Source organism: Photorhabdus noenieputensis (genome assembly GCF_018448935.1).
In the GTDB taxonomy this organism is placed as follows: Bacteria; Pseudomonadota; Gammaproteobacteria; order Enterobacterales; family Enterobacteriaceae; genus Photorhabdus; species Photorhabdus noenieputensis.
The window spans coordinates 1-17526 of the sequence record NZ_RCWC01000014.1 but is presented as its reverse complement, the minus strand read 5'-3'; the positions used below and the strand labels follow the sequence as shown (position 1 = coordinate 17526).

General features: G+C 41.2%; 18 protein-coding genes, 1 tRNA gene and 1 pseudogene. 8 read left to right on the top strand and 12 right to left on the bottom strand.

Annotated features, from left to right (window positions below; genetic code table 11):
- Positions 1 to 225 precede the first annotated feature (225 nt).
- Positions 226 to 432 carry a hypothetical protein gene (locus EAE91_RS11320; RefSeq protein ID WP_214088677.1) on the top strand — a complete coding sequence of 69 codons (207 nt, stop codon included), beginning with the start codon at positions 226 to 228 and terminating at the stop codon, positions 430 to 432.
- Positions 433 to 1030: 598 nt separating this feature from the next.
- Here the strand turns inward: EAE91_RS11320 and mltD are convergent.
- Positions 1031 to 2395: a murein transglycosylase D gene (mltD, locus tag EAE91_RS11315; RefSeq protein WP_214088593.1), complete on the bottom strand. Its 1365-nt coding sequence runs from the start codon at positions 2393 to 2395 to the stop codon at positions 1031 to 1033.
- 71 nt (positions 2396 to 2466) lie between these two features.
- Positions 2467 to 3219, bottom strand: a complete 753-nt coding sequence (gene gloB, locus EAE91_RS11310; RefSeq protein ID WP_214088592.1) for a hydroxyacylglutathione hydrolase — start codon at positions 3217 to 3219, stop codon at positions 2467 to 2469.
- Positions 3220 to 3261: 42 nt separating this feature from the next.
- Between gloB and EAE91_RS11305 the strand changes: the two genes are divergently transcribed.
- Positions 3262 to 3978 carry a class I SAM-dependent methyltransferase gene (locus EAE91_RS11305; protein WP_214088591.1) on the top strand — a complete coding sequence of 239 codons (717 nt, stop codon included), beginning with the start codon at positions 3262 to 3264 and terminating at the stop codon, positions 3976 to 3978.
- On the opposite strand, the gene rnhA is transcribed toward EAE91_RS11305, so the two are convergent.
- Entirely contained in the window at positions 3975 to 4445 is a 471-nt protein-coding gene (gene rnhA, locus EAE91_RS11300; RefSeq protein WP_214088590.1) for a ribonuclease HI, read from the bottom strand. The genes EAE91_RS11305 and rnhA overlap by 4 nt on opposite strands.
- 57 nt (positions 4446 to 4502) lie before the next feature.
- Between rnhA and dnaQ the strand changes: the two genes are divergently transcribed.
- Together dnaQ and EAE91_RS11290 are read left to right on the top strand one after the other, a co-directional pair.
- The gene (gene dnaQ, locus EAE91_RS11295; RefSeq protein ID WP_214088589.1) at positions 4503 to 5249 is read left to right on the top strand and encodes a DNA polymerase III subunit epsilon; all 747 of its coding nucleotides are present in this window, start codon (positions 4503 to 4505) and stop codon (positions 5247 to 5249) included.
- 129 nt (positions 5250 to 5378) lie between these two features.
- A tRNA-Asp gene (locus EAE91_RS11290) sits at positions 5379 to 5455 on the top strand.
- A 119-nt stretch (positions 5456 to 5574) separates the two neighbouring features.
- Here EAE91_RS11290 and EAE91_RS11285 read toward each other — a convergent pair.
- The 4 genes from EAE91_RS11285 to EAE91_RS11270 all read right to left on the bottom strand — a co-directional run bounded on the left by EAE91_RS11285 (position 5575) and on the right by EAE91_RS11270 (position 8568).
- Entirely contained in the window at positions 5575 to 5841 is a 267-nt protein-coding gene (locus EAE91_RS11285) for a helix-turn-helix domain-containing protein (RefSeq protein WP_214088588.1), read from the bottom strand.
- A 607-nt stretch (positions 5842 to 6448) separates the two neighbouring features.
- Positions 6449 to 7117, bottom strand: coding sequence for a helix-turn-helix transcriptional regulator (locus tag EAE91_RS11280; protein ID WP_214088587.1), 669 nt, complete (start codon positions 7115 to 7117; stop codon positions 6449 to 6451).
- 17 nt (positions 7118 to 7134) lie between these two features.
- On the bottom strand, positions 7135 to 7818 hold the full coding sequence (locus EAE91_RS11275) for a helix-turn-helix transcriptional regulator (protein WP_247982977.1): 684 nt from the start codon (positions 7816 to 7818) through the stop codon (positions 7135 to 7137).
- Between the two features lie 60 nt (positions 7819 to 7878).
- On the bottom strand, positions 7879 to 8568 hold the full coding sequence (locus tag EAE91_RS11270) for a PAS domain-containing protein (RefSeq protein WP_214088586.1): 690 nt from the start codon (positions 8566 to 8568) through the stop codon (positions 7879 to 7881).
- Positions 8569 to 9199: 631 nt separating this feature from the next.
- Between EAE91_RS11270 and tkt the strand changes: the two genes are divergently transcribed.
- A complete protein-coding gene (gene tkt, locus EAE91_RS11265; RefSeq protein WP_214088585.1) occupies positions 9200 to 11194 on the top strand; it encodes a transketolase in 1995 nt (664 codons plus the stop codon).
- 105 nt (positions 11195 to 11299) lie between these two features.
- On the opposite strand, the gene EAE91_RS11260 is transcribed toward tkt, so the two are convergent.
- Entirely contained in the window at positions 11300 to 11671 is a 372-nt protein-coding gene (locus EAE91_RS11260; protein WP_214088584.1) for an antibiotic biosynthesis monooxygenase family protein, read from the bottom strand.
- A gap of 157 nt (positions 11672 to 11828) precedes the next feature.
- Positions 11829 to 12341 carry a MarR family winged helix-turn-helix transcriptional regulator gene (locus EAE91_RS11255; protein ID WP_214088583.1) on the bottom strand — a complete coding sequence of 171 codons (513 nt, stop codon included), beginning with the start codon at positions 12339 to 12341 and terminating at the stop codon, positions 11829 to 11831.
- Between the two features lie 479 nt (positions 12342 to 12820).
- On the opposite strand from EAE91_RS11255, the gene epd reads away from it, so the two are divergent.
- From epd to fbaA, 3 genes are all read left to right on the top strand, one after another.
- Positions 12821 to 13840, top strand: coding sequence for an erythrose-4-phosphate dehydrogenase (gene epd / locus EAE91_RS11250; RefSeq protein WP_214088582.1), 1020 nt, complete (start codon positions 12821 to 12823; stop codon positions 13838 to 13840).
- Positions 13841 to 13922: 82 nt separating this feature from the next.
- Complete coding sequence (gene pgk / locus EAE91_RS11245; protein WP_214088581.1) at positions 13923 to 15086, top strand: phosphoglycerate kinase; 1164 nt, start codon at positions 13923 to 13925, stop codon at positions 15084 to 15086.
- A gap of 62 nt (positions 15087 to 15148) precedes the next feature.
- Complete coding sequence (gene fbaA / locus EAE91_RS11240; RefSeq protein ID WP_214088580.1) at positions 15149 to 16225, top strand: class II fructose-bisphosphate aldolase; 1077 nt, start codon at positions 15149 to 15151, stop codon at positions 16223 to 16225.
- A gap of 67 nt (positions 16226 to 16292) precedes the next feature.
- On the opposite strand, the gene EAE91_RS11235 is transcribed toward fbaA, so the two are convergent.
- The 3 genes and pseudogenes from EAE91_RS11235 to EAE91_RS11225 all read right to left on the bottom strand — a co-directional run.
- Positions 16293 to 16805 (bottom strand): GNAT family N-acetyltransferase, encoded by a 513-nt coding sequence (locus EAE91_RS11235; protein WP_214088579.1) that lies wholly within the window; start codon positions 16803 to 16805, stop codon positions 16293 to 16295.
- Positions 16783 to 17079, bottom strand: a complete 297-nt coding sequence (locus EAE91_RS11230; protein WP_214088578.1) for a type II toxin-antitoxin system TacA family antitoxin — start codon at positions 17077 to 17079, stop codon at positions 16783 to 16785. Before EAE91_RS11230 ends, EAE91_RS11235 begins: the two co-directional genes overlap by 23 nt.
- A gap of 333 nt (positions 17080 to 17412) precedes the next feature.
- A pseudogene (locus tag EAE91_RS11225) lies at positions 17413 to 17526 on the bottom strand (IS5/IS1182 family transposase); the annotation flags it as partial.

Genomic DNA, 17526 nt, shown 5'->3' with positions numbered 1-17526 from the left:
AAATAACCTTCGTAATAGTTGGAAAAAGTATATGATTTGAATCCAGTATAGGGGCGAAGGTCACCTTCTGTGGCAGGTTCAAAGAAGTGGTATGCAAATCGATCGCCGTGTTCAAAATCTATATATGATGGTGCTTTCAGAAGGAAAAAACCGTCTTGGAGAGCTCGATCAAAACCGTTGCTGTCAGTAAAAACAAGATTGTCTCCCTCTAAATAGGAGCGCGCCATGTCTGCTGATTTATATATTTTTGAGGCTTCGCTTTCCGATGGCATTGATGGTAGTTTGACTGGAGTTCGCATTGTTGATGATGTTGTCATAATGATAGTCCTTAGTTGTGGTAGCAGGCAGAACTTTTGTTTATTCTTCTGTATCTCGGAAATGTATATTGCCAATATTACATGTGGTACTTATTCTTATGTTGTTTTCTTATAGTGTATTAATCTGTTTTTTTATATTAAAGTCTGGATAACGATATTAACAGGTTTATTTGTTAAAACGTTAAGTAACTATTCGGCAAGGTAAATGGTATTGATTGTTAACTATCCTAGCTGACTTTTTGAATATTACAAGAATTTGATGGTTTATATATGAAAAATAATGGAAATATGAATGGTGACAATAGAGTCATGTTTTTTTAATCGGTTGTTAATATGAAGGTTTTATAAAATACTTGATTATGTTTTAGTGATTTTATTATTTTTTGTTAAACGTGATAGTTTATCAATGATATTTTTATAATTATCATTAAATCTAGTAATTAATTTTTTATCGTGATAATATTGTTATATTATTTAAGTGCTATTTGTAAAATAGTATATTTGACACTTTAATGTGTTGATAATTAATCTGATTTTAATGATTGAGTGTTATATTTATCAATTGATCATATGATTTCTTTGCGTTGTTTATCAATTCGTTTGGTTTCGAAAAGAATAAGCAAAGGTTTATTCCACTAAATATGAATAGATGGCCCTAAGAGAGGGCCATCTATTATCTTCTTACAACAATAAAACACCTATTGGAAAAGATTTTAAGCTTCATCATAATATTCATTGATATAGAGCGTTAATTCAATTCCTGGTTTGATATCTGTTGTTTTTATGCCATTGTTCCAGTTCATTAAATCCTTAATGTTGATGCCGTGACGTTTAGCAATACTGGCAATTGAATCGCCTTGGCGTACACGGTAAACAATGGCATTGTCATTATTTACCCTTAATACTTGTCCAATTTTTAACAATTTGGCGGTTTTCAGATTATTCATGCGTTGTAATTCGCGGGTGGAAACATTAAACCGCTTTGCAATAGCGGATAATGTATCACCTGAACGAACTTTATATTGGCTTTGTTTACTCAATCGGCGGTTGTTTTTAGCAACTTCTTGACGAATATTGCTTAGAACAGTTTTATTTGCCAGCGAGTTTTTGAACTGATCAACTTTTGCCTTTGGCAGCATGATGTAATGTGGACCGTTAGGCGATGTGACTCCTCGCTTATACCCAGGGTTATAGGCTTTAATCGATGTCAGGGACATGCCAGCCAGTTCTGCGGCTTGAGATAGCGTGATTTGTTGACCAACATCAACTTGATCAAGTGCCCGCTGGTTATTGGATTTTGGCAGCGTAATGCCATATTTATCGCTATTACGGATGACGTCACTGAGTGCCAGAACTTTAGGCACATAGAGCGTAGTCTCCCGTGGTAGTGATAATGACCAGAAATCTGTCGGCTTACCTTTTATCTGGTTTTCTTTCATTGCGCGCATCACACGGCCTTCGCCACTGTTATAAGCAGCAATAGTCAATAACCAGTCGCCATTGAACATTTTATTCAGGCGCTGTAACAGATTCAGGGCAGCCGTTGTTGATGCGGCAACGTCTCGGCGTGCATCGTACCATTTATCCTGAGTAAGACCGTAATTGCGGCCCGTATCCGGGATAATCTGCCATAGACCAGCGGCCTTGGCGCGTGAGGTAGCATGCGGGTTAAAAGCACTCTCCACTATGGGTACCAGTACCAGTTCCATCGGCATATCGCGTTGCTTGATCTGCCTGACTATCCAGTACATATACGGTTCAGCCCGTAAAGTTACATCGTGGAGATAGCTCTTGTTTTTCAAGTAATAATTTCGTTGTTCACGAACCCTGTAATTATCAGGGATCTTCATCTTCAACTCATCACGGATGTATCCCCACAGCTCACGCTGAGCGCCAGAATCACCCTCTCCCCAGTAGGCAGCAAGCGGATCGGTATCATCAGTTGCTGCCATCTTGCCTGTCTTTAGATTCGTTGAAGACGAATTCTGTGCCCGTTGTCCGGCTGTCTTCGACCAATCAGGCCCGGATTGACAGCCAACCAGCAAGACAGATGCGAACAGAATCGCTTTTGTCTTCATAATTAATTTTTATGGTTGCTTAAAAGACGACCAATAATACTTATCTTGGCTTGATATAGCAACTCTATAAATCAGAATTGATCTTTTTGTCTTCTTAGTTGACGGAAAACGGCGGAAAGCGATTGAGAGTTGGGAACAATTCTAAGATTTCTTTGTAAATCAATATCATCACATTTTAAGAAAATATTGATTTTTTTCTCGGTTTGTAATGTGGTTGGTACTGTTGGTTGATTGTTTTCCCTCATTTGGGTTACTTTTTGCTGATATTCGCTGATAGCCTGATTGGGTAAAATAGCATGAGCAAATTTCATATTAGAAACGGTGTATTCATGGGCGCAACAGATCAGTGTGTCATCGGGTAGTTCAGCTATTTTGCTTAGAGATGCATACATCTGTTCAGCGGTTCCTTCAAAGAGGCGGCCGCAACCACCAGAGAACAAAGTATCCCCACAAAAGAGGTAAGGCGCTTGATAAAAAGCAATATGCCCCAGAGTATGGCCTGGAACATCGATGATCTGGAAAGAAAATTGACCTAAATGGATGCTATCGCCGCCATGTACTATTATCGTGGCACCTTTGCTCTGGGTTTCTTTTGGACCGTATACTGGTAGTTCAGGGAATCGATCAATAATTCCAGGAACGCCGCCAACATGATCGTGATGATGATGGGTAAGTAAAATTGCATCGGGTATCCAGCCACGGGATTTCAAGGTATCAAGAACAGGTTGTGATTCTGCCGGATCAACGATTACAGCATGTCTATTTTCATCACAAAGTAACCAAATGTAATTATCCGAAAGGGCAGAAATGCTGATAAGCTCCATTGTATACCTCTTGTTAACAGCGGGTTATAAGGAAAAGATGCCATGAAATCTGCACATACAATACAGAACATAAATCCCCCGGCTTCTTGGGCTGATTTACCTTGGGGGGAGTATTACCGTGCCGCTTTGGAGCATCAATTACAACCCTGGTGGTCGAAAATATTTGGTTTCCACCTGCTGAAAGTCGGTAATTTGAGTGCCGAAATTGACAGCAAGGAGTGTCCGATTTTTAATCAGATTAATGTGGGTAAGGAAGGCAAGAATATGCATGTAATTACCGATCCTTACCATCTACCGTTTGAAGAAAAGTCCGTTGATGCTTGTTTGCTGAGCCATATGCTGGCTTACAGCGCTGATCCCCACCGTCTTTTACGGGAAGTTGACCGAGTGATGATTGATGATGGTTGGCTCATTATCAGTGGTTTTAATTCATTGAGTTTGCTTGGTTTGGGAAAATTAGTACCGGGACTATGGCGTCATCAGCCCTATTGCAGTCGGATGTTCTCCCTGATGCGCCAACTTGATTGGTTGAGCTTGCTTAATTATGAAGTGGTGTACCGTGATAGTTTTCAAGTTTTGCCTTGGCGAAATGAAACGGGTTTTGTTAATCGGCGCTCGTCTGTATTAGGTTGTGTCAGTCTGATTATTGCCCGCAAACGTACATTGCCATTAACACTAAACCAGATGAAAGTGACATTATTAAAACCTAAATTGGGCAGTGCTGTTGGCGTAACAAAATGTTACCGAAAGCGTAGTTAATCCCTATTTTCGAGATATCCAGTGTCGGTTTCTGTTGGTGAGTTTGCTGCGGCACGGGCTAATTCGTCACAACGTTCATTTTCATCATGTCCGGCGTGGCCTTTGACCCATAGCCAATCAATGTCATGGCGGCTAATGGCTTGATCAAGGCGTTGCCATAAATCGATATTACTGACCGGAGATTTATCTGCTTTACGCCAGCCGCGTTTTTTCCAGTTATGAATCCATTGTGTAATGCCTTGACGCACATATTGGCTGTCGGTGGTTAAGATAATTTTGCAAGGGCGAGTCAGTGTTTCCAGGCCAATAATTGCCGCCATGAGCTCCATTCTGTTGTTGGTTGTATGATAAAAACCTTCGCTAAGGGTTTTTTCGTGTTGTTGATAACGTAATAACACACCGTAGCCTCCAGGCCCCGGATTGCCGAGACAAGATCCATCGGTGAAAATTTCTACCTTCTTGCTCATATCTGGTAGACTCTTCTTATTCAATGCAAAACCCTAAGTCTGACATAAAAAGGCATTATGAGCACGGCAATTACACGACAAGTTGTTCTTGATACCGAAACTACCGGTATGAATAAATTAGGTGTTCACTATGAAGGGCACAAAATTATTGAAATTGGGGCTGTAGAGGTTATTAACCGTCGTTTAACTGGACGCCATTTTCATGTCTATATTCAGCCGGATAGATTGGTCGATCCTGAAGCATTTGAAGTGCATGGGATCAGTGATGAATTTTTGCAGGATAAACCGTTGTTTGCTGATATTGCAGATGAGTTTATTGAATTTATTCGCGGCGCTGAATTGATCATCCATAATGCTCCCTTCGATATCGGCTTTATCGATTATGAGTTTGGTAAGCTGGATCGTGATATTCCGCCAACTGCGGATTTCTGTAAGATTACCGATAGCTTACAACTTGCGAGAGGGTTATTTCCGGGGAAAAGAAATAATCTTGATGCGTTATGTGATCGTTATGATATAGACAATTCTAAACGAACCTTACATGGGGCGTTACTCGATGCCGAGATATTGTCTGATGTCTATTTGATAATGACAGGCGGTCAGACTTCTCTTGCTTTTTCAATGGAAGGGGAAATTGCTGGCGGTGCGAATGTTGCTGAAATACAGCGTGTTACCCGATCTCAAACGGCATTAAAAGTTATTTATGCAACAGATGAAGAACTTGCCGCTCACGAATCCAGATTGGATTTAGTTGAGAAGAAGGGCGGGAGCTGTTTATGGCGTATAAGTTCTGGGCAGAGTTAACATAAAATTGCGGATAAATCACCTTTCGGGGTGAAAAGTTGATCAAACTCGCCACTTTGTTATAAAAGATATTGACGGAATGATCTTGGATTCGTAATATTCACCTCGTTCTCAACCAGAACGCTGCGCGGTGCGGTAGTTCAGTCGGTTAGAATACCGGCCTGTCACGCCGGGGGTCGCGGGTTCGAGTCCCGTCCGCACCGCCAAAGATTCCGAAGCCCTGGGTAGTTGCCCGGGGCTTTTTTGTTTGTACTTATGTCATGTAGTAATCTCTCGATAGACAATATAAGTGATAATGAAATTGCATTGAAATAAGACATCGCTGCTACCAGCTTTCTATACAGCTTGTTTCTGCAATTTTTATTAGAAATTTATTTTCTTTACCCGGTCTATAGCGTGATGGCCAAATGTCCGATGGATGTAAACCTAATTCAGTAGCGATTAATGCTTCTCCCTTTGGCCACGGGCGATGTAATGCATTACTCAGCGTCGATGATGCTAAGCCAGCTTTGCGAGAAACGGCTGAAAGATTTGTTCCTTGTTTTCTCAGTGCTGCAATAATATCTGCTGGATGCCAGTCTTGAATACCCATCAATAATCTCCAAGTTTTAATTGTGAGAAAAACATTGATAATAGATAAATTATCAATGTTTTGCTGTCTGGTAGTAATTAGGTGCAGATTATCGATCAAGGTTAATTGAATTGGCTATCGGAGAGAATACTGAATAATATTATCGATTGTTTTATAACTGAATATTCCCTATATATTGGAGGTGTTTTTTCTGAATGTAAAGAGCATTATTATTATCTGTGAAAAATATTCTTAACTTAATAGATTGAGTAACTAATAGTTTCTTATGAATATTTCTGAGCTATTTTTCAGACAATTTATTAACGGTAGTAAATATTACATTTACATAAATGCAGATAAATCCCTTATCTTTTACAAACCACGATTCTGGGATTTTATTTCATATATTATCTAGTTGAGTCGCGGTATAATTATACCCGTTATCTTTCAAGTTGCCTCTTTGTTGGCTGCACTCACTCACCCCGGTCACATAGTTTTCTATGCTCTCGGGGATTCGCTCCCTTGCCGCCGCGATGCACCTTGAAATCCATAGGGTATAGTTAATGAATTCATATTTGGTTTTCATAATATTGTTGCCTTTATAATAACTTGAATATAAAAATGAGATTTATAAATAAGGAAATAAAAATCTCTCTGGTATATAAAGGTTAAAGTTATTTATACGACAATACTCCTCAAATTGAGAATCAGAGTTCACTTTTAGTTTCTGGTATGTTTTTTCTATCTGGTCTTTTACTGATTGATAAGGAAGATTTAGTCTCTCGCTGATTTCCTTTCTGCTATGTTTTGCCAGAAATAGGAAAATAATTTCCCACTCTTGTTGAGAAAATTTATCTGAGGGAGAGCAAAACATAATGGAAGGTGGCAATTTTCCATTGAAAAACTCCTTTAAAGAAAGCGCTTCCGCTTTCCGGCCATGAAAAATAATGCCAATACATTCATTATTTTCATTATAAAATGGAAATTTCTCGAAGAAATAGGAACAAAGATGTTTTTCTTTGCCAAATCTATGTGTTTCTAATGAGCATATACTTTTTTCCAAGCGCATGACGGTTCTGTCATGTCGTTGAAATTGCTCTTCAAATATTGCTCCTGCCCAAGGTAATTCACAATCAAAACGCCCTTCGACGTTCAAATTAAGCGGAATATCTTGTAGCATAGCCATTGCTTTATTTTCATAAATAAAGCAAGTGCTTTTATCTTTAATGCCCCAAGGATCATGGCTATGTTTTATGGTATTTATTACCTGTGCTGATATATTGTTCGTTGTTTTCATCTGTTTTATTTACCATATTATATAAACATTTTACTACCAGGTTTTAAAAATCTCTCAGGAACATAGAGATCAAAATCGTTAAGGCGGCAGTATTCATCCAATTGTTGACCTGAATTAATACCAATTTTCTTGTATATCCGTAACATATGCGTTTCTACCGTGCGATAAGAAATATTCAGTATTCGCCCGATCTGTTTACTGGTATGTTTCTGTAGAAATAGAAAAATGACATCCCATTCCCGTTGAGTAAATAGCTCAGAAGGAGGCTGGAACATAATAGAAGCGGGGAGCTTACCATAAAAAAAGCGTGTCAGAGAATAGGCTTCGGCTTTCCAGGCATGGAAAATAACGCCGACACATTGATTATCTTCATTATAAAATGGAAACTTTTCGAAGAAATAGGAGGAAAGTAATTTTTCTTTACCATATAAATGGGTTTCTAATGAGCATATTCTTTGTTCTGCTTGCATTACTGCTCTGTCATGGATCTGAAATTGTTCTGCAAAAGCGGCACCTTCCCAAGGCAGGTCATTGTCTAGACGTCCTTCTACATTAAAACCACGGGGAAGATCGCGCAGCATAGCCATCGCCTTGTTTTCATAGACAAAACGGGAGTTTTGATCTTTTATGCCCCAGGGTTCATGACTGGTTTCCATTAGATTAATAATTTGAGGCGATACGGTTAATTTTTTATAGCTCACAACATAATTCCTATTGTTATTGGATAAATATCTGGATTTTAGATTTGAATTAATGGGAATTTACAACTCTTGGCTGCCAGTAGCGACGAATCTTTCTGGAATATATAGATCAAACTTATTTGCTTTGCAGAAATCGTCTAATTCTATATGCAGCGGTAGATTAAATTTTTGGTAAATTGACTGAATATGGTTAATGGCCTCTTCGGTACTTATCATTAATTCTTCGCTGATACTCTCTTCGTCCAGTGAGCGAAGAGCCAAAAAAAGAACTTCCCATTCAATTTGAGTCAGTATGTCATTAGGAGGGGTAAATTCCAGCGCTGTTGGCGATACTTTTTCATGATAGTAAGCAATGGAAAAGTTTTGAACTTTGGACATATTAAAAATAATGCCGATGCAGTTCCCATTTTCATCACAAAGTGGGTATTTACTACAGCGATAGGTTTGCTTGACTTTATTTTTACCAAATAGGTGAGTCTCAAGTGAAGTAACTGTATTCATGGTTTGCATCACTTTTTGATCTTGACGACAATATTCTTCTGTATACTCTGCGATAGGTGAGGGTAGTTCCCCGGTTGAAAGCCCTGTAATCTCGAAATCTTCTGGCAGATTGAGCAGTTGGTAAAAAGCAGGATTTGCATATATAAATCTTGATTGGCGATCTTTTGCACCCCAAGGTTCATTACTTTTTTCCCACATGTAAGTTAATTGTGGAGTGATATTATTTGGTTTGTTTTTGATATTTGACATGAAAATGTCCTAGTTGTTAATTAAGTAGTCATCTGCGTGTCTATATTTATATGTTCTATTTAAAATAACCTGATTATATAATGGATTGCAATAATTAATTCGCCAAAAAATAATATTTTTTTATTTTATCTATGTTTGTTAATCAAATTACTTATTGTTTTGGGTAAAAATATTATCGTGTATGAAAATATAACTATAAGTATTATTTTGTTTTGAATTGTTTATTGGTTTATTGATGTCCAAATAACATTGGTTTTTGATTGGTGTTTTTTCTATGTATTCACTACTGATGAATAAATTATTAAGAGACAATTAGGAACAATATAAACGATTAATTTATTTGCTGAAAATTGCCATAAATTAAGAGTATGTCTCTGTTTAATTGGTTATTTTATCGCTTGATTTGCCACTAATAGCTGTGTTTAATTCATTTACCCCTTTATATGCGCAATGAGTTTGTTTGTTACTCTGATAACGCTGAAATTCGTTATAGAACAGTAAGGCAAATCAAAGAATTGCCGTTCAGATAAAATTAAGATAGTTTTCGGGTATTTGGCTTTAAAGATTGCGGTTTGTACGCTGTGCTGAGAAAATTATCCCCCTAAACATTTTATCCCACTTGGAGTAGAAAATGACCATTCGTAAAACCCTTGCTAATGCTATTCGCTTCCTGAGCATGGATGCTGTGCAGAAAGCAAAATCAGGGCACCCTGGTGCGCCTATGGGAATGGCTGATATCGCTGAAGTTTTATGGCGTGATTATTTGAATCATAACCCAACTGATCCACATTGGGTCGATCGTGACCGTTTTGTATTGTCTAACGGTCATGGTTCTATGCTGATTTATAGCCTGTTGCATCTCACCGGTTATGATGTTTCAGTTGATGATCTGAAAAATTTCCGTCAGTTACACTCTAAAACCCCAGGCCATCCTGAGTATGGTTATACTCCAGGCGTAGAAACTACGACAGGTCCTTTAGGGCAGGGGATTGCCAACGCAGTAGGTTTTGCGATTGCGGAACGCACTTTGGCCGCGCAATTTAACCGTCCTGGCCATGAGATCGTTGACCATAATACTTATGTCTTTATGGGTGATGGCTGCATGATGGAGGGCATTTCTCATGAAGTGTGCTCTTTGGCCGGTACTTTAAAGCTAGGCAAGTTGATCGCTTTCTATGATGACAATGGCATTTCCATTGATGGTCATGTTGAAGGCTGGTTTACGGATGATACGGCAAGCCGTTTTGAGGCTTATGGCTGGCATGTGATTCGCGGTATTGATGGTCATAATGCAGATTCAGTCAAAGCTGCTATTGAAGAAGCACGTAAAGTTGCTGGTAAACCTTCTCTGTTAATGTGCAAAACAGTTATCGGTTTTGGTGCGCCAACCAAAGCGGGTACCCATGATTCTCATGGCGCGCCATTGGGTGATGCGGAAATTGCCGCGACTCGTGAAGCACTGGATTGGAATTATCCGGCATTTGAGATTCCAGCGGACATCTATTCTGAATGGGATGCAAAAGAAGCTGGCAATGCGAAACAAGCCGTTTGGAATGAAAAATTCTCTGCCTATGAAAAAGCGTATCCTGAATTAGCGGCTGAATTCAAACGTCGTACCAGTGGCGAGTTACCGGCAAACTGGGAAACTGAATCCAAAGCGTTTATCGAACAGTTGCAAAAAAATCCGGCCAATATTGCCAGCCGTAAAGCATCCCAAAATGCCTTGGAAGCTTTTGGTAAGGTGCTGCCTGAATTTATGGGGGGCTCCGCTGATTTGGCACCAAGTAACCTCACGATGTGGTCAGGTTCTAAACCATTGAACGAAGATCAGGCAGGTAACTACATCCATTACGGCGTTCGTGAGTTTGGCATGTCAGCCATTATGAACGGTATCGCTCTGCATGGTGGTTTTGTGCCTTATGGTGCAACTTTCCTGATGTTCGTTGAATATGCCCGTAACGCAGTGCGTATGGCGGCATTGATGAAGATTCGCAGCATCTTTGTTTATACCCATGACTCAATCGGTTTGGGTGAAGATGGTCCGACTCATCAGCCGGTAGAACAGCTTGCCAGTTTGCGTGTGACGCCAAATCTGAGCACATGGCGTCCATGCGACCAGGTTGAATCTGCGGTGGCGTGGAAATGCGCTATTGATCGTAAAGCAGGCCCATCAGCGCTTATTTTCTCTCGCCAGAATTTGGCACAGCAAGAACGTACCGCTGAGCAGTTGGCTAATATTGAGAAAGGGGCTTACATCCTGAAAGATTGTCAGGGGCAGCCAGAACTGATTCTGATTGCAACCGGTTCAGAAATTGAATTGGCAGTAAGTGCTTACCACCAATTGACTGAGGAAGGTCATCAGGTGCGCGTAGTCTCCATGCCGTCTACTGATGCTTTTGATAAGCAAGATGCTGCATACCGAGAAGCGGTTCTGCCTGCGGCGGTTTCGGCACGTGTTGCAATCGAAGCGAGTATTGCCGATTACTGGTTTAAATATGTCGGTATGAATGGCGCTATTGTTGGTATGGATACATTTGGTGAGTCAGCGCCTGCTGATCAACTGTTTAAAGCGTTTGGTTTCACGGTAGAGAATGTGGTCGCTAAGGCTAAAGCTCTGCTGAAATAATTAGTCGCTTCATAAATGAGCGCACCCGAGGTAAACGTTGAGCGGGTGCGCTCTTGTTCTGCACGATATCGTTATCGAAGAGGGATCGTGACAGTTTTCCTCGGCTTATGCCACGCAAATTCCAGGGACGGCTACTTTTTGGAATACGTGAGGCGAGCCGACAATCCCATCAGGATACTTGGCGAGTTTCTCTTTGAATTCAGGGTCCATGAACGCGGCGCGGAAACGCTCCAGACTCTCCCAAATGGCATAATTCATGAATGTGCCACTGCCAGCGATTCCGCGATGTAATTGTGCGGAAATTAGGCCGACTTTAGACCGGAAATATTCTGCATCTTCCTTCCACGTTTCTATTAGGGCGTCAGCCATTGAGGGATCAACATGAAATATGTTCACCAGCACTATAGAGCCATCGGTGTTCGAAAATAACTGTTCCCGTAGGGTTACGTGGGTATCCATTTCTTCTAGCTTGACCATTTTTATCTCCTGAAAATTATTTGTTTATATTTATGCTTGTATTGCTATCCTGCCGAGGTGAGTCGCGTGATTTACGTGGCTTTTGACGGCAACAATGTGTCAACGTAGAGACAAATGTATTCCACCAATTACATGCTGTTTCCACGTTGTATTTCATTTAACTGTTTGGTAATTCTTTGTCGTTATTAACGAACGAATCCGTAGCGCTATTTGGCACTGGTGATTCTGCCAGCTCCGTCTCTAGGCTTATTAAGGTGTTTAATGTCACTTTTAGCTCGTTAAGATCAGAGGATTGCATCAGTGATTCGACCCATTCAGCTTCCAGTGATATCGCCGCATCAAAAGTACGCCAACCAAGCTCGGTCAGTTGATAGAGTGGCGAGCGTTCATGCCGAGGATTAGCGATGGCTTTCACCATCCCTGAGTTCAGCCCGAGATTCAATTGCTTTTGCACTCCCTGGCGCGTGATACCCATTGCGGCGGCAATCTGAGGCGCGGTAAGTGGATGTGGTGCATGCGCAATCGCACCGAGTACTTGCCATCTTGCACTTGTGATTCCCAACGGGGCGACGAGCTGATCCCCTTTAGAGAGCAGTAGGGCATTGAGCCTAAATACCGCTAGTGTGATCTCAGTGAATACTTCAAACGCCGAAGTTTTCTCGGTTGACACGATTTACTTCCTTCCCTTAGTACCGCAAAAAACGACAACCAGTTTCCATTTTTTGAGATGAAATGTCAATATTTCAATAAATGATATTGATGAGCAATGTCGCAGTTGTGAGTAAATAACGGTGGGATTGTTTCTTTCTGTTTGCTTATGTTCGACGAATATGAGCAACAGTCTTTAAATGAAGTAGGAAGCCTTGCCTTTGAACAGGGAGAAAATAAAGAGGTATTTTTCCGCTAATAATTAATTTTGGTACCTTTACTGCGCGGCTTGATCACTTTTTGCCATTGCGATTAATGACTATTGCTATCAATCTCCTTTTCCCGTAATCTGGTTATTTATAGCTGAATCGTTTCATTCTGTTATCTGAAGCGGTTTTCTATGCACGGTTTTGATAATTTTGTGATAAGCAATCAGTACATCAGTGATTTAGTCAGTTATTCTAAGCGGTTGGGTGGTAATAACTATATTCAGGGAGTAACATGACAATCAAGGTAGCAATAAACGGTTTTGGCAGAATAGGGCGTAGTATTTTACGTGCTCTTTATGAATCTGGACGCCGGGCTGAAATTTCGATTATTGCTGTTAATGAGCTGGCAGATGCCGAAGGAATTGCTCACTTGCTGAAATATGACTCTAGTCACGGCCGCTTTGCCTGGGATGTGCGTCTGAATAATGATTTGTTGCAAGTTGGTGATGATAATATTCGCTTGTTTCATCAACCTGATATATCGACGTTGCCTTGGCAAGAACTGGGAATTGATATTGTTCTTGATTGCAGTGGGATTTATGGCAGCAGAGCTGATGGTCAGGCACATCTTGCCAGTGGTGCCAAAAAAGTACTGTTTTCTCATCCGGGGGGCAATGATTTAGATGCGACGGTAGTTTATGGTGTAAATCAACATTTACTGACGGCAGAAGATCGCATTGTATCCAATGCTTCCTGCACCACTAATTGCATTATTCCCATTATTAAATTATTGGATGATGAATTTGAGATTGAATCTGGCACAGTAACAACCATTCACGCCTCAATGAATGACCAACCGGTCATTGATGCTTATCACAAAGATTTACGGCGTACTCGGGCAGCCAGTCAATCTATCATTCCGGTGGATACCAAGTTGGCCGCAGGGATAACCCGGATTTTTCCAAAGTTCTGTGACCGTTTTGAAGCTATCTCGGTGCGCGTACCAACGATTAACGTTACCGCTATCGATTTGAGCGTTACGGTAAAATCTTCAGTAACTGTTAAAAAAATCAACGAATTAATGCAAAAATCAGCAGCTACTTCATTTCGTGGTATAGTTGATTACACTGAATTGCCGTTAGTCTCAACGGATTTTAACCACGATCCCCATAGTGCGATTGTTGATGGCACACAAACTCGGGTAAGTGGGCAGCACCTGATTAAGACATTAGTTTGGTGCGATAATGAATGGGGATTTGCTAACCGAATGTTAGATACAACGTTAGCAATGGCTGCTACGGGTTTCGAATGATCTGTTGTTGATAGACGGTCCATAATAGATCCGCACACAGCGCAAGATTAAATAATTTAGAGAATCAATGAGAGGATTCACCATGTCTGTAATTAAGATGACCGATTTAGATCTGGCGGGTAAGCGTGTTTTGATCCGCTCTGACCTGAACGTTCCGGTAAAAGATGGCAAAGTCACCTCTGATGCGCGTATCCGTGCTTCCTTGCCAACCATCGAAGCAGCATTGAAACAGGGTGCTAAGGTCATGATTACTTCTCACCTTGGCCGCCCGACTGAAGGCGAATACAACGAAGAATTCTCGCTGAAACCAGTAGTAGACTATCTAAAAGAGAAATTCTCTTCCCCGGTTCGACTGGAAAAAGAGTATTTGGAAGGGGTAGATGTCGCGGAAGGTGAGTTGGTTGTGCTGGAGAACGTTCGCTTTAATAAAGGTGAGAAGAAAGACGACGAAACCTTGGCTAAAAAATATGCTTCCCTGTGTGATATTTATGTCATGGATGCATTCGGTACGGCTCATCGTGCTCAGGCTTCTACTCACGGCGTGGCTAAGTTTGCTCCTGTTGCTTGCGCCGGTCCTTTGCTGTCTGCGGAATTAGAGGCATTAGGTAAGGCATTGGATAATCCGGCTCGTCCAATGGTGGCTATCGTCGGTGGTTCTAAAGTTTCAACCAAGCTGACCGTTCTGGATACGCTGTCTAAAATTGCCGACCAACTGATTGTTGGTGGTGGTATCGCAAATACCTTTGTTGCTGCGGAAGGCCACAATGTCGGTCGTTCTCTCTATGAAGATGACTTGATCCCGGAAGCGAAAAAATTGCTGATAAGCTGTGATATTCCGGTACCAACCGATGTTCGCGTAGCGACAGAATTCTCTGAAACGGCCGAAGCAACCTTGAAATCTACCAGCGATATTAAAGATGATGAGCAGATCCTCGATCTGGGGGATGAATCCGCTCAACGGCTGGCAGATATCCTGAAAAACGCCAAAACGATTCTATGGAATGGCCCGGTTGGCGTATTTGAATTCCCTAATTTCCGTCAAGGAACTGAAATTGTCGCGCGTGCCATTGCAGAGAGTGATGCTTTCTCTATCGCCGGTGGTGGCGATACGCTGGCAGCGATCGACCTGTTCGGTATTGCTGACAAAATTTCTTATATCTCTACGGGTGGTGGCGCTTTCCTCGAATTCGTGGAAGGGAAGAAACTGCCTGCGGTTGTAATGTTGGAAGAACGTGCAAAACAGTAATTAAGTCATGACGGGTAGCGGCTGATTGGTTGGCTACCTGCTCTAAACAGGACCCACGTAACATGTCTAAAATTTTTGATTTCGTAAAACCGGGTGTCATCACTGGTGATGATGTTCAAAAAGTGTTCGCCATAGCCAAAGAAAACAACTTTGCTTTGCCGGCGGTCAACTGTGTAGGTACTGATTCAATCAATGCCGTACTGGAAGCCGCTGCTAAAGTTCGTTCTCCCGTGATCATTCAGTTCTCTAACGGTGGTGCTGCTTTTATTGCCGGTAAAGGTTTGAAAGTTGAAGGTCAACAAGCGGCTATTCTGGGTTCAATTTCTGGTGCTCACCATGTTCATCAGATGGCTGAACATTATGGTGTTCCTGTGATCCTGCATACTGACCACTGCGCGCGTAAATTGCTGCCGTGGATTGATGGCCTGTTAGAGGCGGGAGAAAAGCATTACGCAGCGACGGGTAAACCTTTATTCTCTTCTCACATGATCGATCTGTCAGAAGAGTCTCTGGAAGAGAATATTGAGATTTGCAGCCAATATTTGGCTCGTATGGCAAAAATCGATATGACGCTGGAAATCGAGTTAGGCTGTACTGGTGGGGAAGAAGATGGCGTTGATAACAGCCATATGGATAGCTCTGCGTTGTACACTCAACCGGAAGATGTGGCTTATGCTTATGAGAAACTGAACGCTATCAGCCCACGTTTCACGATTGCGGCTTCTTTCGGTAACGTTCACGGTGTTTATAAGCCGGGTAACGTTAAACTGACGCCAAAAATTTTGCGTAACTCTCAAGACTATGTTTCTGAGAAATTCAATCTGCCACATAACAGCCTGGATTTTGTTTTCCACGGTGGTTCTGGTTCTACTGCGGAAGAGATCAAAGAAGCGGTCAGCTACGGCGTCGTTAAAATGAATATCGATACTGACACCCAATGGGCGACTTGGGAAGGTATTCTCAACTACTACAAAAAGAACGAAGGCTATCTGCAAGGTCAGTTAGGCAATCCAGAAGGCGCGGATAAACCTAATAAAAAATTCTACGATCCACGGGTATGGCTGCGTGCCGGTCAGGTTTCTATGGCCGCTCGTCTGGAACAGGCTTTCAAAGAATTGAACGCAATTGATGTGTTGTAATTAGTGAAAGCGTTCCCTCTGAGTTTTCATTCAGAGGGAACGTTAGCCGCATTCAGTAAATGATATGTTACATCGCATCTACTTTTTTTATCATTTCTATTGCAACAGTCGTGGACATGAACAGTTTGTTCTTTGTCTGAAGAAACTCCTCAAATCCTACGTTCATATACAGTTTTTTGGCTATGTCGTTCTTCGCATCGACGATAATCATCGGGGTAGGAATAGATTTTGACGACTCTATAGCTTTTCGAATTGCATCTATAAGTAAGATTTCACCAAACCCTTGGCGTTGAAATGACTTACTTATAGCTAGGCGACCAATGAGTGCGCAATGTAGTGTTGAAGGATACTTTTTCGATATTTTCTCGGGTAGTTCGTCTAGCTCTACCGTGCATAGTGCTAGGGAATAGTATCCCTTTATTTGAGATCCATTTTGACTACTTGTAAGGACGCATGTTCTTGATAAATCCTTTTTATCATGTTGTCCCGATACTGCCTTCAAGTAGTTGTTTAGCGCGGGTTCACCACAGTTAAAATTATTTCTATCGTGTTTGTTTTTATCTAGACGTTCTATCTTCATTTTTTATTGTTTCTTTATGTCTACGAGCAGCACGAAGGAAACGTTCGTTTAACTTGGTTGGTTTTTCCAATGCATGAACAAACGCCAATGCATCTTCTTGACACAATTGAATACGCATATTTTGTTCAATGAGTCTTTTTGCCTCTGCTACAGCAGCATTTGCAATAAAGCTATTCAAACTTGCATACCCTGATAGTGATAACGCTCTTTCAAGTAGCTCTTTGGTCTCTGAACTCACCCTTGTGGTGATTCTTTCATTTGCTAATGTGGCCATAAACCTTACTCCTACCGCATTGCGGTTATTAGTTCACTATAGATATCCACTATCGTTTGCATTATTTATTTGGAGCTAGCGGAACATATTGGTTTGGTGAAATGCTAAATTTGCTTCATCGGCTAGTTTAAGATTTTTTTTTAACAAAATTCAACATGCGTGCCAAAATGACGCCATATTGTGAGACTAAACAAACCATAGTCAGAGATAGAACAAAAATCATCAAGATTCGAGCGCAAGTGAATCCGAGTATGCAGAGTTGTTAGCAAAAACCGCAGTAAACCCTCTTTAACTGCGGGGGGCAGTCACCGGAGTTGTACTAGGTAGTGTCCCTTAATTATATAATCTCCGGCAAAAGAGTCGAATACAGCCTAATTTCACCATCGACAGATAGTTTCGTGCTGTTTTTTCATAGCGTGTTGCAATACGTCGATTACCTTTCAAAAA